General features: G+C 66.6%; 13 protein-coding genes. 6 read left to right on the forward strand and 7 right to left on the reverse strand.

Features of this window, described 5'->3' with window-relative positions; genetic code table 11:
- Window positions 1-80: 80 nt before the first annotated feature.
- A complete protein-coding gene (locus tag ASD05_RS03170; RefSeq protein ID WP_056587470.1) occupies window positions 81-794 on the forward strand; it encodes an SDR family oxidoreductase in 714 nt (237 codons plus the stop codon).
- 45 nt (window positions 795-839) lie between these two features.
- On the opposite strand, the gene ASD05_RS03175 is transcribed toward ASD05_RS03170, so the two are convergent.
- The 5 genes from ASD05_RS03175 to ASD05_RS03195 all read right to left on the reverse strand — a co-directional run bounded on the left by ASD05_RS03175 (window position 840) and on the right by ASD05_RS03195 (window position 5,530).
- A complete protein-coding gene (locus tag ASD05_RS03175) occupies window positions 840-1,160 on the reverse strand; it encodes a hypothetical protein (RefSeq protein WP_007829519.1) in 321 nt (106 codons plus the stop codon).
- A gap of 196 nt (window positions 1,161-1,356) precedes the next feature.
- Entirely contained in the window at window positions 1,357-2,130 is a 774-nt protein-coding gene (locus ASD05_RS03180) for an aldolase (RefSeq protein ID WP_268810515.1), read from the reverse strand.
- A complete protein-coding gene (locus tag ASD05_RS03185) occupies window positions 2,130-2,771 on the reverse strand; it encodes a 2-dehydro-3-deoxy-6-phosphogalactonate aldolase (RefSeq protein ID WP_056587478.1) in 642 nt (213 codons plus the stop codon). The genes ASD05_RS03180 and ASD05_RS03185 overlap by 1 nt, the downstream gene beginning before the upstream one ends.
- Window positions 2,768-3,676: a 2-dehydro-3-deoxygalactonokinase gene (locus ASD05_RS03190; RefSeq protein WP_056587481.1), complete on the reverse strand. Its 909-nt coding sequence runs from the start codon at window positions 3,674-3,676 to the stop codon at window positions 2,768-2,770. Before ASD05_RS03190 ends, ASD05_RS03185 begins: the two co-directional genes overlap by 4 nt.
- A gap of 117 nt (window positions 3,677-3,793) precedes the next feature.
- On the reverse strand, window positions 3,794-5,530 hold the full coding sequence (locus ASD05_RS03195) for an IlvD/Edd family dehydratase (protein ID WP_007829523.1): 1,737 nt from the start codon (window positions 5,528-5,530) through the stop codon (window positions 3,794-3,796).
- 149 nt (window positions 5,531-5,679) lie between these two features.
- Here ASD05_RS03195 and ASD05_RS03200 point away from each other — a divergent pair, with 149 nt between their 5' ends.
- From ASD05_RS03200 to ASD05_RS03220, 5 genes are all read left to right on the forward strand, one after another.
- Window positions 5,680-6,423, forward strand: a complete 744-nt coding sequence (locus ASD05_RS03200) for a FadR/GntR family transcriptional regulator (RefSeq protein WP_056587484.1) — start codon at window positions 5,680-5,682, stop codon at window positions 6,421-6,423.
- A gap of 108 nt (window positions 6,424-6,531) precedes the next feature.
- Window positions 6,532-7,914 carry an ABC transporter substrate-binding protein gene (locus ASD05_RS03205; protein WP_056587487.1) on the forward strand — a complete coding sequence of 461 codons (1,383 nt, stop codon included), beginning with the start codon at window positions 6,532-6,534 and terminating at the stop codon, window positions 7,912-7,914.
- Between the two features lie 43 nt (window positions 7,915-7,957).
- A complete protein-coding gene (locus tag ASD05_RS03210; protein ID WP_007829526.1) occupies window positions 7,958-8,836 on the forward strand; it encodes a carbohydrate ABC transporter permease in 879 nt (292 codons plus the stop codon).
- Window positions 8,833-9,684, forward strand: a complete 852-nt coding sequence (locus ASD05_RS03215) for a carbohydrate ABC transporter permease (protein WP_007829528.1) — start codon at window positions 8,833-8,835, stop codon at window positions 9,682-9,684. Before ASD05_RS03210 ends, ASD05_RS03215 begins: the two co-directional genes overlap by 4 nt.
- A 19-nt stretch (window positions 9,685-9,703) precedes the next feature.
- Complete coding sequence (locus ASD05_RS03220; RefSeq protein WP_056587490.1) at window positions 9,704-10,774, forward strand: ABC transporter ATP-binding protein; 1,071 nt, start codon at window positions 9,704-9,706, stop codon at window positions 10,772-10,774.
- 3 nt (window positions 10,775-10,777) lie between these two features.
- On the opposite strand, the gene ASD05_RS03225 is transcribed toward ASD05_RS03220, so the two are convergent.
- Together ASD05_RS03225 and ASD05_RS03230 are read right to left on the reverse strand one after the other, a co-directional pair.
- Window positions 10,778-11,791 carry an endonuclease/exonuclease/phosphatase family protein gene (locus ASD05_RS03225; protein WP_056587493.1) on the reverse strand — a complete coding sequence of 338 codons (1,014 nt, stop codon included), beginning with the start codon at window positions 11,789-11,791 and terminating at the stop codon, window positions 10,778-10,780.
- A gap of 137 nt (window positions 11,792-11,928) precedes the next feature.
- Window positions 11,929-13,734, reverse strand: a complete 1,806-nt coding sequence (locus ASD05_RS03230) for a DEAD/DEAH box helicase (protein WP_056587496.1) — start codon at window positions 13,732-13,734, stop codon at window positions 11,929-11,931.
- Between the last annotated feature and the right edge of the window lie 240 nt (window positions 13,735-13,974).

Consider the following 13,974-nt stretch of genomic DNA (forward strand, 5'->3'; position numbering starts at 1 on the left):
AGGCTTCGCGCTTCATGCGTCCCGGCTCACGCGAACTTCGAACGCAGGCATCCAACGACTTCCACCAACGAAAGGCTCACATGCAAATCAAGGACTCCGTGGTCTTCATCACCGGCGCCAACCGCGGCCTCGGGCTCGCCTTTGCGAAGGCGGCACTGGCGGCGGGCGCGCGCAAGGTCTATGGCGCGGCGCGCGACCCGAAAAGCATCACGCTGCCCGGCGTGACGCCGGTGGCGCTCGACGTGACGCAGCCCGCGCAGGCCGAAGCGGCCGCGCGCGCCTGCGGCGACGTCACGCTGCTGATCAACAACGCAGGCATCTCGCGCGGCTCCAGCTTCCTCGGTTCGCCCGATGCGGTGGCAGCCGCGCGCGCCGAGTTCGAAACCAACTTCTTCGGCCCCTGGGCGCTGGCGCAGGCTTTCGCGCCCGTGCTCGCGGCCAACGGCGGGGGCGGCATGATCAACGTGCTGTCGGCGCTGAGCTGGACCACCTTCCCCAGTGTGGCGACCTACAGCGCGACGAAATCGGCGGCATGGTCGCTGAGCAACGGCCTGCGCAACGAACTGGCCGCACAGGGCACGCAGGTCACGAGCCTGCATGTGGGCTACATGGACACCGACATGGCCGCGCACGCCGAAGGCGACAAGGCCTCGCCGGATGACGTGGCGCGCCAGGCGCTGGCGGGCGTGGAGGCGGGGCAGCCCGAGGTTCTGGCCGACGAGGTCTCGCGGCAGCTCAAGCAGGGCCTGTCGAGTCCGACGCCGCCCTATGCCGGCTCGCCACAGGCAGCCTGAACCGATGCCTGAACGGAGCACCCGGGCGCGCGGCCCGGGCCTCCGTCAATAGCGGTAGGGGTTGTTGGGCCGACGGTCGTAGCGGTTGGGTACGCCGTCGCCGTCGTTGTCCCTGCGGCCATAGCGCGGGCGGTCGTCCCAGCGGCGGCCGTAGTGGCGATCCGGACCGCGGTAGTAGCCGGGGCCGTAGTAGTGGCGCGGCGGGGGCGGCGGGGCGTAATAGTGGCGGGGCGGTGGTGGCGGTGCGGGCACGACATACACCTGCGCCTGGATGAAGCGCCCGCCCGTCTGGGCCTGCGCCGGAATGCTGAGCGTGGCCAGCGACAACAAGGCCGCGGCGCCGATTGCGAAACTAAGCTTTTTCACGTGATCCCCCGGTTGTGGTTGGAAGCCTCATCCTCGCGCCTGCGTGTGAAGTTGTTGTAAGGCTGAAGCGAAATCGGATGAAGAGCTGTAAGCCCGTGCGCGCGCCGGACGCGGCATGGCCAAGACACAATTGTGAATGGCTTTGCACCGCGGAACACGCTCCGCGGACAGGCCATTGGCCGTATCGGCCGGATGCTCAGCCGCGCGGGGCGGGCAGCCTGCGCCGCAGGGCCTCGAAGAACAGGTCCGACTGCTCGCGCTCGCCCTGGATCTGCGCCGCCACGTGCGCGGCCAGCTTCGCGTCGACCGGCACCAGCGGCCGGCCGGTCGATTGCGCGATCACCTGGTGCAGGCAGGCGCGCTCCAGGTAGTAGAGGTCGTCGTAGGCATGGGCGATGGTGCCGCCTGCGACGATCACGCCGTGGTTCGCGAGAAAGGCCACGTCCTTGCCGGCCATCGCGCGGGCGATGCGCTCGCCCTCGGCGTCGTCGAGCGCGAGGCCGTTGTATTCGGCGTCGATGGCGATGCGGTTCATGTAGCGCATCGCGTTCTGGCTCGCGGTCGGATCGAGGGCGCGGTCGACCGTGATCGTGAGTGCGGTGGCGTACGGCATGTGGCAGTGCATCACGACCGCATGGCCCGTGAGCCGGTGCACCGCGCCATGGATGAAGAGGGCGGTGGGCTCCACGCGATGGCGGCCCGCGAGCACCTCGCCGTGCACGTCGATCAGCACGATGTCGTCGGGACCGATCTCGCTCCAGTGCAGCCCGCGCGGATTGATGAGGTAGCGGTCCTGCGCGCCCGGCAGCATCACGCTGAAGTGGTTGCAGACGCCTTCGGACAACCCGTGGTGGGCGGCGGCGCGCAAGGCCAGGGCGAGGTCTTCGCGCAGCTTGCTGACGGCGGGGCTGGCGTAGGCGGCATCGGCGGACATCGAGGGGGCTCCTTGTTCTTGGGTTGCGTCCTGGATCAGGCCTGGATCAATCCCGCCCAGGCCGCGATGAATTTCTTTGCATCGTCGCACACCGCCGCGGCCTGCTTGCCGGGCTTGTAGAGCGCGGAGCCGATGCCGAACCCGGCCGCCCCCCCCGCACGCCATTCGGCCATGTTCGCGGGCGTGATGCCGCCCACGGGCATCACGGGCGTGCCGGCCGGCAGCACGGCGAGCAGCGCCTTCACCACGGCCGGCGAGGCCAGTTCGGCCGGGAACAGCTTGAGCCCGGTGGCGCCGGCCGCGAGCGCGCCGAAGGCCTCGGTTGGCGTCATGACGCCCGGCAGGCACACCAGGCCGAGCCGTGCGGCCTCGGCGATGACCTCGGCGTTGCAGTTGGGCGAGACGATCAGCTCGCCGCCGGCCGCGTGCACCTCGCGCACCTGCTGTGCGCCGAGCACCGTGCCGGCGCCGACCAGCGCCTGCGGAAAGCGCTTGCGCATCAGCGCAATGCTCTCCAGCGGCTGCGGCGAATTGAGCGGCACCTCGAGCAGCCGGAAGCCGGGCTCGACGATGGCGTCGCCGATGTCGGCGGCCTCGGCGGGCGTGAGGCCGCGCAGGATCGCCACCAGTGGCAGCTCTCGCATCGCGGCATGGAATTTTTCGAGGGGCGTGGTCATGTGGAGGTTCTGTCGGTGTCGAGAAAGCCGGACAGCGCATGCAGTCCGGCCCAGGTGGCTTCGGCGCCCAGCGTGCGCGTGGCGACGCCGGTGGCGCGCAGGGCCAGTGCATAACGCTGGGTGAGGGCGGACGAGCCGATGAGGATCACCTCGCCGGCCGCCTGCAGCGACTGCGTGCGCAGTTCCTCGCCGATCAGCAGGCCCGAGAGGTAGCTCGACAGTTCCTGCTTCGGCATGCGCTCGAACAGTGCCAGCGTGCGCGTGCCGAAGGCGTTGTGCAGCAGGCCGTGGCCGTTTTCCGAGCAGGTCACGCCTTCGAGGAAAGAGGCCTCGTCGAGCGGCGCCGACGCGTCGAGCGTGCGCGCCAGGATCGAACGTTGGCTCAGCAGCGCGTAGAACTCGCCCGTCATGTAGGTGCGGAAGCCCGCGACGCGGCCCTTCTTGACCGTGACCCATTTGTTGTGCGTGCCGGGCAGCACGAAGACGCCGTCGTCCAGGCCGGTGATCGACATCGCGCCGAAGATCTGCACCTCTTCGCCGCGCATCACGTCGGGCACGCCGTCGTGCTCGTCGTTCAGGCCCGGCACGATGGCGATGCTGGCACCGGGGATGGCGTCGATGTCGATGATCCTGCGGCCCACCTCGACACGGCCGGCGGGGCAGGCGCAGTAGGGCGCTTCCACCCAGCCCTGCTTGCTGCCGGCCATGCCGGAGATCAGGCAGCGCGTGCCTTCCAGGCGCATCCAGTCGCCGAACAGCGACTCGAAGACGGCGGGAAAGCCGTCCTCGGGCACCGTGAGGATGCCGCGCGCATCGCTGCGCTCTTCCAGTACCTTGCCGTGGGCGTCCAGCAAGGCACCGCGCAGCGAGCTTGTGCCCCAGTCGATGGCTATCAGTCTTGTCATGTCTGTCGCCTGCGTTTTGAGGGGTTGTTTCGGGGCGCGTGCACAGGGCACCGGGTACTCCCCTCCGCGAATGTCCCTCGTCGGCGTGATCGCGCCCCGAACCGTCAGCCCTCGATCCTAGTGATTGTCGCGCGGCACAAAAGCCCCACGGCGACCACGCAGAAAGCCCAGGTCTGCCCCCTGGTCAGCCTGCAGCACCGTGTCGACGTAGAGCTTCCAGTACCCCGAGTCGAGCGGCGCCTTGGGTGCGACCCATTTCTCGCGGCGCTTCGCCAGCTCTTCGTCGCTCACATGCAGATGCAACTTGCGGTTCGGCACGTCGAGTTCGACGATGTCGCCGTCCTGCACCAGCGCCAGAGGACCGCCCGCGGCCGCTTCGGGCGCGGTATGCAGCACCACGGTGCCGTAGGCCGTGCCGCTCATGCGCGCATCGCTGATGCGGACCATGTCGGTGATGCCCTTGCGCAGCACCTTCGGCGGCAGCGGCATGTTGCCGGCCTCGGCCATACCGGGGTAGCCCTTGGGGCCGCAGTTCTTGAGCACCATGATGCAGTGCTCGTCGATGTCGAGGTTCTCGTCGTCGATGCGCTTGTGCAGGTCTTCGGCGCTTTCGAACACCACCGCGCGGCCCTTGTGTACCAGCAGCTCGGGCGTGGCCGCGCTGGGCTTGATGATGGCGCCGTTGGGCGCGAGGTTGCCGCGCAGCACGCAGATGCCGGCCTTCTCCTTGAAGGGCTCGGCCAGCGTGCGAATGACCTGCGGGCCGTAGTTCTCGGCGTCCTTCACGTTCTCCCACACGCTCTGGCCGGTGACGGTGAGGATGTCCTTGTGCAGGTGATCGGCGATCTCCTTGATGACCACCGGCAGGCCGCCCGCGTAGCAGAAGTCTTCCATCAGGAACTGGCCCGAGGGCTGCAGGTTCACGAGGCAGGGCAGCTCGGAGGCGAGGCGGTCGAAGTCGTCGAGCGTGAGGTCCACGCCGATGCGCCCCGCGATGGCCAGCAGGTGGATCACGAGGTTGGTCGATCCGCCGATGGCCGCGTTCACCTTGATGGCGTTCTCGATGGCCTGGCGCGTGAGGATCTTCGACATGTTCATGTCTTCATGCACCATGTCGACGATGCGCCGGCCCGCCTGGCGCGCGAGCACGTTGCGGCGGCCGTCCACGGCGGGATAGGCCGCGTTGCCCGGCAGGCCGATGCCCAGCGACTCGACCATGCTCGCCATGGTGCTGGCGGTGCCCATCGTCATGCAGTGGCCGTGGCTGCGGTGCATGCAGCTCTCGGCCTCGAAGAATTCCTGCAGCTTGAGCGTGCCGGCGCGCACCTGCTCGCTCATCTGCCATACGCCGGTGCCCGAGCCCAGCTCCTGTCCGCGCCACTTGCCGGAGAGCATCGGGCCGCCCGACACGCCGATGGTCGGCAGGTCGACGCTGGCCGCGCCCATCATCAGTGCGGGCGTGGTCTTGTCGCAGCCCATGAGCAGCACCACGCCGTCGAGCGGATTGCCGCGGATGCTTTCCTCCACGTCCATGCTCGCGAGGTTGCGGTACAGCATGGCGGTGGGCCGCAGCAGCGTTTCGCCGAGCGACATCACGGGGAACTCGAGCGGGAAGCCGCCCGCTTCGTACACACCGATCTTCACTTGCTCAGCCAGCGTGCGGAAGTGCGAGTTGCAGGGCGTGAGTTCGCTGAAGGTGTTGCAGATGCCGATGACGGGGCGGCCGTCGAACTGGTCGTGCGGCAGGCCCTTGCCTTTCATCCAGCTGCGGTAGATGAAGCCGTCGCGGTCGTTGCGGCCGAACCATTGCTGGCTGCGAAGTTCACCGGGTTTTTTCTTGGGAGCGGTGCTCATGAGTGTCTCTCTTTGTTGTCGAAATAAGAGGCAGAACTCTCAGGGTTTGTCCTGCCGATCCGGGCTTTCAATCATCATATGATAAGCGCGACTAGCACGCCGGACCCTTGGTGTTTTCGAGCGTCGAGATACCGAATTTCGCATCACACATGATCAAGAACATCCACGGTCGCACGCTCGAACTGCTCGGTGAAGCCGTGGTGTCGGGACGCTATGCGATCGGTGCGTCGATCCCCTCCGAGCCCGTGCTCGGCGAGGAGCTCGGCGTGAGCCGGACCGTGGTGCGCGAGGCCATCAAGTCGCTGGCGGCGAAGGGCCTGATCGTCACGGGGCCGAAGGTCGGCACGCGCGTGCTGCCCAAGGACAAATGGAACTGGTTCGACCCCGACGTCATCACCTGGCAGGCGCGCGCGGGGCTCACGCCCGAGTTCCTGCGCGACCTGCAGGACCTGCGCCGCGTCGTGGAGCCGGCGGCCGTCAGGCTCGCGGCCGAGCGGGCCACGGCCAAGGACATCGAGGAAATAGAAACCGCCTTCGCCGGCATGAAGGAAGCCGTGGAGAACGGCGGCGACTACGTCACCTTCGACCTGCGTTTCCACAACGGCCTGCTGAGTGCCGCAGGCAACCGCATGCTGGCGCAGATGAGCAAGGTGCTCAACGCGCTGCTGCGCACCAGCTTCGAGATATCGACCGCCAAGCCCGACGGGCCCGCGCTTTCGCTGCCGCTGCACCGCGCGGTGATCGACGCGGTGATCGCGCACGACCCGTCCGGGGCCGAGCGCGCGATCATCCGCCTCATCGACGGCGCGCGCCAGGACATCGAGGACGTGCTGGGCTCGCGCCGGCGATTGCCGCGCCTGAGCAGGCCGCCGCCCAGGCTCAAGGCCAGTTAGCCGCCCTGCGCGCCGTCTACGCGTTTGTCCGCAGTTCGCATCCGGTTCTTTCACCCTACGCTCGCGCCCCGAGCAAATTCCACCGAAGAAGAGAAGGAGACATCAACCATGAAACTCGTCAAGTCGCTGATCGCGCCGACGCTGGTCGCGTTGGGCCTGCTGTCGGCAGGCCACGTTGCCGCGCAGGAAAAACTCACCGTATGGTGGGTCAAGGGCTTCTACAAGGCGGAGGACGACGCGCTGTTCGCCGCCATCAAGAAGTTCGAGGAGAAGAACAAGAACGTCAAGATCGAACTGTCGCAGTACCCGATCCAGGACATGATCCCCAAGACCGTGTCCGCGCTCGACTCGGGCAGCCCGCCCGACGTGGCGTACGCCGACGTGTACGACTTCCAGGTCACCGGCAAGTGGGCCTTCGACGGCAAGCTCGAAGACATCAGCAGCGTGCTCACGCCCATGAAGGACCGCTTCGCGCCCAACACGATCGAGACCACCTACCTCTACAACGACCAGACCAAGAGCAAGGCTTACTACGCCTTCCCGATCAAGCAGCAGACGATGCACATCGAGTACTGGCGTGACATGCTGGCGGAGGCGGGCCTCAAGGAGTCGGACATCCCGACCACCTGGAAGGAGTACTGGACGTTCTGGTGCGAGAAGGCGCAGACCGCCAGCCGCCAGAAGAGCGGCAAGCGCACTTTCGGCATCGGCATGCCGATGGGCGTGGATTCGAGCGACTCGTTCTATTCGTTCCTGACCTTCATGGACGCCTACAACGTCAAGCTGGTGGACGACAACGGCAAGCTGCTGGTCGACGACCCGAAGGTGCGCACCGGCCTGATCGGCGCGCTGACCGACTACACCACGCCCTACACCAAGGGCTGCACGCCGCCGTCGTCGACGAGCTGGAAGGACCCGGACAACAACGTCGCGTTCCACAACAAGACGACGCTGATGACGCACAACGCGACCATCTCCATCGCCGCCAAGTGGCTCGACGATTCGGACAACGCCTCGCTCACGCCCGAGCAGCGCGAGGAAGCGCGCAAGAACTACACCGAGCGCATCCGCACGGCGGGTTTCCCGAGCAAGCCTGACGGCAGCAAGATGGTCTACCGCACCGCCGTGAAGACCGGCGTGGTGTTCAAGGACGCGAAAAACAAGGCGCGCGCCAAGGAGTTCGTCTCCTTCCTGATGCAGGAAGAAAACCTGACGCCGTACGTCGAAGGCTCGCTGGGCCGCTGGTTCCCGGTGACCAAGGCCGCGCAGCAGCGCGATTTCTGGAAGGCCGATCCGCATCGCCTGTCGGTCTACAACCAGTACGCCGCCGGCACCGTGACCTTCGAGTTCACCAAGAACTACAAGTTCACCGTGCTGAACAACGAGAACGTCTGGGCCAAGGCCATGAGCCGCGTCGTCACCGACAAGGTGCCGGTGGACAAGGCCGTGGACGAGATGATCGCGCGCATCAAGACGGTGGCGGCGCAGTAAGCGGCGCACACGCGACACCCGCAATCACCAGCAGCTGCATGCCATGAGCGCCACTGCCACCGCCGCCGCGTCGACCCCGACGCCTGTCGTCAATCCCGGAGCGCGGCATGCGCGCTGGCAGTTCTGGGGCGCGGTCATGGTCGTGCCCTACCTGCTGGTGTTCGTGGTGTTCGTGCTGTACCCGGTGGGCTATGGCCTCTGGCTCGCCCGCCATCCGCAAAGCTACGTGAAGCTGGTCGAAGACCCGATCTTCTTCCGCTCGGTGATCAACACGGCCATCTTCCTGATCGTGGCGATCAACCTCAAGATGCTCGTGGCACTGGTGCTCTCGGGCTTCTTCGTGACTTCGCGCTGGTGGATCAAGATCGTCTCGGCGATCTTCATCCTGCCCTGGGCGATGCCCTCGATTCCAACGATCCTGTCGATCCGCTTCATGCTGAACCCGGAGTGGGGCGTGATCAACAGCACCATCTTCCGCCTGACCGGCGCCGACGGGCCCAACTGGCTCAACGACCCCGCGCTGGCATTGGCCTTCGCGATGGTTGTGCATGTGTGGAAGTCGCTGCCGTTCTGGACGCTGATCCTGGTGGCGGGGCGGCTGGCCATTCCATCCGAACAATACGAAGCGGCCTCTGTCGACGGCGCCTCGTCGTGGCAGAAGTTCCGCTTCGTGAGCTGGCCGGCACTGAAGACGCTCTACATCACCTCGACCATCCTCTCGATGATCTGGACGCTGGGCGACTTCAACAGCGTCTACCTGCTGACCGGTGGCGGCCCCGCCGACCTGACGCACGTGCTCGCCACGCTGGGCATCCGCTACCTGCGCCTCGACCAGGTCGACCTGTCGATGGCTTCCATCGTGGTGGCCTTGCCGCTCGTGCTGCCCCTCGTGTACTTCATGATGAAGAGGCTTTCGAAATGAAGCGCTGGACTCCGAAAGCCGTGCTCACCGAAGCCCGGCTCCTGCTCATCGGCATACCTGTGCTGCTGTGGACGCTGATCCCGGTCTACCACATGGTGCTGTTCGCGATCTCGTCGAAGGACTCCGCGACCTCGGGCCACCTGTGGCCCAAGAACCCGACGCTGGACAACTTCCGCATCGTGTTCCAGCAGAAGCATTTCTACCTCGACCACTTCTGGCTGCAGCTGTGGAACTCGCTGCTGATCGCACTGTCGGTGGGCGTGCTCACGTTGTTCGTGGCGACCACGGCCGCATTCGCCATCAGCCGGCTGCGTGTGCGTGGCGGGCGCACGGTGATGAACCTGGCGCTGTTCACGTACTTCATCCCGGCGGCATTCCTCGCGGTGCCCATGTACAAGACCATGGGCAACTACGGGCTGCTCAACAGCCAGTGGGCGCTGATTCTTGCGATGGTGACCATCGCCTCGCCGTACTGCATCTGGGTGCTGAAGCAGGCGTCGGACAAGCTGCCCTACGAGCTCGACGAAGCCGCACGCATGGACGGCGCCTCGCCGCTGCAGCTGTTCCGCCTGGTGTACCTGCCGCTGATGGTGCCGTCGCTGGTGGCGGTGGGCACCTATTCGCTGCTGCTCGCGTGGAACGAATACCTCTACGCCTTCCTGCTGCTGTCGAACGACAGGAGCGTGACGCTTGCCGTCGCGCTCGGCAACTTCCTCTCGGCGGACGATTCGCCATGGGAGTTGCTCATGGCCACCGGCCTCATCTATGCGTTGCCGCCTGCGGCCATTTACTACGCATTCAAACGCTACATGGTCGGTGGTCTTACTGCCGGCGCCGTCAAGAGCTGAGCGCTTCCAGGAATCACAAATGGCATCCGTAACCTTTCGCAATATCCAGAAATCCTTCGGCAAGGTCCAGATCATCAAGGGCCTGGGCTTCGACATCACCGACGGCGAATTCGTCGTGCTGGTCGGCCCCTCGGGCTGCGGCAAGTCGACGCTGCTGCGCATGCTCGCGGGTCTGGAAGACATCAGCGGCGGCGAGATCGTCATCGACGGCCGCGTGGTCAACGACCTCGAGTCGAAGGACCGCGACATCGCCATGGTGTTCCAGAGCTATGCGCTCTATCCGCACATGACCGTGGGCGAGAACATGGGCTTCAGCCTGCGGCTGCGCAACGCCGAGAAATCGGTGACCGACGAGCGCGTGGCGCGGGCCGCGAAGATCCTCAACCTCGACGCATTGCTGGGCCGCTATCCGCGCGAGCTCTCGGGCGGCCAGCGCCAGCGCGTGGCCATGGGCCGTGCCATCGTGCGCGACCCGAAGGTGTTCTTGTTCGACGAGCCGCTGTCCAACCTCGACGCCAAGCTGCGCGTGGCGATGCGCGCCGAAATCAAGGCGCTGCACCAGCGCCTGAAGACCACCACCGTCTACGTGACGCACGACCAGATCGAAGCCATGACCATGGCCGACCGCATCGTGGTGATGCACGACGGCATCATCGAACAGATCGGCACGCCGCTGGAGCTGTACGACCGCCCCGACAACCTGTTCGTCGCGCAGTTCATCGGCTCGCCGTCGATGAACGTCATCGAAGGCACGGTGCGGCGCGCCGGCGGCGACTGCTGGGTCGAATCGCAAGGCGCGCGCTGGCCGGTGCCGGCCGGCACCTCGGCCCCTGACGGCCAGCCGGTGCACTACGGCATCCGGCCCGGCGACATGACGCTCGGCGGCGGCCCGCGCAGCGTCGAAGCGAAGGTGATCGTGGTCGAGCCCACCGGCGCGGAGACCGAACTGCTGGTGCAGGTCGGCGAGGAAAAGCTGGTGCTGGCGGTGCATGGCCGCGTCGATGCCGGACCCGACGAAATGGTGCGGCTGGCCATCGAGGCCGAGAACGTGCACCTGTTCGACCGGCAGACCGGTCGGCGCATGGGCTGATCCTCAGGCCGTGCGCAGCCGCAGGAGGGCGCGCACGAAGCCGTGGTCGGAGCGCGAGCGGTCGCGCCCTTCGTGCAGGTGGTCGTTGAAATAGTCGACCCGCCGCACGTCGCCCAGGCTGTGGTGGCTGGTGGCGACGAATTCCTCGCTCACGAATATCTGGTCGAGCACATCCGGAAAGCCCTGGTGGATGTGCGAGTACGCCACGTCCTTCTTGAGTGCTGATTCACCCTGCATCTCGTAGGCGTTGAACAGGGCCACGTCGCGCGCGGCCTTGTCGTAGGCGACCTCGGAAGTGGCGGCCACGAGCTGCGTCGTCACGCTGTGCGGGTTGTCGTTGAAGTCGCCCATCACCACGAGCGGCACGTTCGTGTCCTGCAGCAGGTCGATGACGATGCAGCGCAGGGCCGCGGCTTCCGCGCCGCGCATCAGCAGCGAGCGCAGCGACGCCATCACGCCCACCTTGCGGTCGTCCCGGTCTTCGAGCGGGTTGCCTTGGGCGTCCTGCAGGAACTTCGGCCGCTTGGACTTCAGGTGCACCGCGAGCACATGCACCTGCTGGCCGTGTTTCATGCGCACCGTGGCGAGCAGGGGAGGCCGCTCGAAGCGCGTGTGAGGGCCCAGGCCCGGCACCTCGACGCCGAAGCCCGGAGGGAAGTCGACGAAGGAGCGAAGCTCGTCCACCTTCAGCCGCGTCGCGATGCCCACGCGCGGCGTGCCTTGCGCGCCGGTGTGCGGTGGCGTGTTCTCGGCGCCCGGCACCGAGACGAAGTCGTAGCGCAGGCCGCTGCGCGCGATGCAGGCCTTGAGCGCCGACTCGTCCCACACTTCCTGCACCGCCAGCACGTCGGCATTGAGCGCATGGAAGCGCTCGCCGGTCCAGTCGATCTTTCGCTCGTACTCTCGCTCGGTGTAGGCGTCCTGGTTCTCGTAGTACACGCGGTTCGGTACCGCGAGATTGAGGAGGTTGCAGGTGGCTACGAAGAGGGTGGCGTAGTTGGGTGGGATGTATTGCATGGCGGCGACGATTGTGGCCCGGGTCACCGTTGCCTATCGAAACCTTGCCTGCCACACGCGCTGACGACCTCAAAAGAAAAAGGGCACCGAGTGCCCTTTCTTCATCTTCCGGGTAGGTGTTCTACCCGCGGCGAGTCTCAGCGACCGAACGAACGGCCACCACCGCCGCCGCCCGAGCGGCCACCGCCACCATAGCCGCCGCCACCCGAACGGCCACCGCCGCCCGAACGGTTGCCGCCGTAGCTGCCACCACCACCGCCGCCACCCGGGCGACCGCGACCACGTCCGCCACCCATGTGGTCGACGCTCGTGCGCAACGGATCCGGCTGGCCGGCGCCGCCTGCGACCGCTTCGGCGCGCAGGTGCGCGACCTGGTTGGCCTGGGTCGGGCTGTGGCTGTTGCCGTGATGGCGCGGCTGGCGCTCGTCATGCGGCTGATGGGCCTGTTGCTGATGCGGTGCATGGTGCGGCGCACGTGCCGGACCTTGCGGGCCACGGCCCTGCGGTGCGCGAGCACCCTGGCCGCGCGGACCTTGACCCTGGCCTTGGCCGCCGCCGTTGCGGCCTTGACCGCCACCCTGGCCGCCACCACCGCGGCGTTGACCGCCACCGTTTCCGCCGCCACCACCGCCAGCGCGCTCGCCGCCACCCTGGCCGGCCTTGTTCTCGCGGATGCGCTGCAGCATCTCGGTGCGGGCAGCCTTGGCGGCCGCCTGCATCACGTCGCGGCTCGGCGGACGGCCGGCGCCGCCCCAGATCGTCTGGCGGCCCATGGCGATCGGCTCGGCGCGTTCACCTTCTTCGGGGCCGAAGCCCTCGACGATCTGCACGGGAATCGTCTGCTTCGTGAAGCGTTCGATTTCCTGCATGAAGCCTTCTTCGTCCAGGCACACGAAGCTCACGGCCTCGCCGCTCGAACCGGCACGGCCGGTGCGGCCGATGCGGTGCACGTAGTCTTCGCTGACGTTCGGAATCTCGTAGTTCACGACGTGCGGCAGTTCGTCGATGTCGATGCCGCGCGCCGCGATGTCGGTGGCCACCAGCGCACGGATGTCGCCGGTCTTGAAGCCGGCCAGCGCCTGCGTGCGGGCGCTCTGGCTCTTGTTGCCGTGCAGCGCCATCGCCTCGATGCCGTTCTTGGTGAGGAATTCGGCCACGCTGTTGGCGCCGAACTTGGTGCGCGTGAACACGAGCACCTGGCTCCACTTGTTCTCGTTGATGATGTGCGCGAGCAGCGCCTTCTTCTTGCCGCGGCCCACGGGGTGGATCACCTGGGTGATGCGCTGCACGGTGGTGTTGCGCGGCGTGACCTGGATGCTTTGCGGGTTCTTCAGCAGCGTGGCCGCGAGGTCGCGGATCTCGTCGCTGAAGGTGGCCGAGAACAGCAGGCTCTGCTTTTCCTTGGGCACCAGGGCCAGGATCTTCTTCACGTCGTGGATGAAGCCCATGTCGAGCATGCGGTCGGCTTCGTCGAGGATGAGCATCTGGACCTGGGCCAGGTCGAGCATGCCCTGCTGCTGCAGGTCGAGCAGGCGGCCGGGGGTGGCCACGAGGATGTCGACGCCCTTCTTGAGCTTGCTGATCTGCGGGTTCATGCCGACGCCACCGAAGATCACGGTCGAGTCGAGCTGCAGGTACTTGCCGTAGGTGCGGACCGACTCTTCGACCTGGGCCGCGAGTTCGCGCGTGGGGGTCAGCACGAGGGCACGGATGCCGGTGCCGCCGAACTTGTTGGTGGCGCTGCGGCTCATGGTGAGCTTGTGCAGCATGGGCAGCGTGAAGGCGGCGGTCTTGCCGGTGCCGGTCTGGGCGCCGCCGAGCAGGTCGTGGCCTTCGAGGACGGCGGGGATGGCTTGCGCCTGGATGGGGGTGGGGGTGTCGTAACCGTGCTCGTGCACAGCCTTCAAGATGGCGGGAGCCAGCTTCAGTTCATCAAAATTCATTGGAAACAATAAGCGCCATACACGGCGCAGTGGCATCGGCCCGCTTGGCGTCTTGTTGACGCCGAGCCAGTCAAGGCAGATGAAGGTCAGGGGTGGGAGCCGGAAAGTCCGCCCTCGCAAAAGGGTTGAAATGGACCTTTCTTCGTCCCCGGCAGAGAGCCGGTGTTGCGGGCAACTGGACCCGGCAACGGTGGCTATTGTCGCATGAGTCGATAATCGGTGGTTTGCCGCGCCTGAATG

It is taken from the genome of Variovorax sp. Root434 (assembly GCF_001426595.1).
Taxonomy (GTDB): domain Bacteria; phylum Pseudomonadota; class Gammaproteobacteria; order Burkholderiales; family Burkholderiaceae_C; genus Variovorax.

What these genes read in the sequence shown, in the direction of transcription:
- ASD05_RS03170 (WP_056587470.1), top strand. Translation starts at nt 81, where the DNA reads ATGCAAATCAAGGACTCCGTGGTCTTCATCACCGGCGCCAACCGCGGC.
- ASD05_RS03185 (WP_056587478.1), bottom strand. Translation starts at nt 2,771, where the DNA reads ATGACCACGCCCCTCGAAAAATTCCATGCCGCGATGCGAGAGCTGCCA.
- ASD05_RS03190 (WP_056587481.1), bottom strand. Translation starts at nt 3,676, where the DNA reads ATGACAAGACTGATAGCCATCGACTGGGGCACAAGCTCGCTGCGCGGT.
- ASD05_RS03195 (WP_007829523.1), bottom strand. Translation starts at nt 5,530, where the DNA reads ATGAGCACCGCTCCCAAGAAAAAACCCGGTGAACTTCGCAGCCAGCAA.
- ASD05_RS03200 (WP_056587484.1), top strand. Translation starts at nt 5,680, where the DNA reads ATGATCAAGAACATCCACGGTCGCACGCTCGAACTGCTCGGTGAAGCC.
- ASD05_RS03205 (WP_056587487.1), top strand. Translation starts at nt 6,532, where the DNA reads ATGAAACTCGTCAAGTCGCTGATCGCGCCGACGCTGGTCGCGTTGGGC.
- ASD05_RS03210 (WP_007829526.1), top strand. Translation starts at nt 7,958, where the DNA reads ATGAGCGCCACTGCCACCGCCGCCGCGTCGACCCCGACGCCTGTCGTC.
- ASD05_RS03215 (WP_007829528.1), top strand. Translation starts at nt 8,833, where the DNA reads ATGAAGCGCTGGACTCCGAAAGCCGTGCTCACCGAAGCCCGGCTCCTG.
- ASD05_RS03220 (WP_056587490.1), top strand. Translation starts at nt 9,704, where the DNA reads ATGGCATCCGTAACCTTTCGCAATATCCAGAAATCCTTCGGCAAGGTC.
- ASD05_RS03225 (WP_056587493.1), bottom strand. Translation starts at nt 11,791, where the DNA reads ATGCAATACATCCCACCCAACTACGCCACCCTCTTCGTAGCCACCTGC.
- ASD05_RS03230 (WP_056587496.1), bottom strand. Translation starts at nt 13,734, where the DNA reads ATGAATTTTGATGAACTGAAGCTGGCTCCCGCCATCTTGAAGGCTGTG.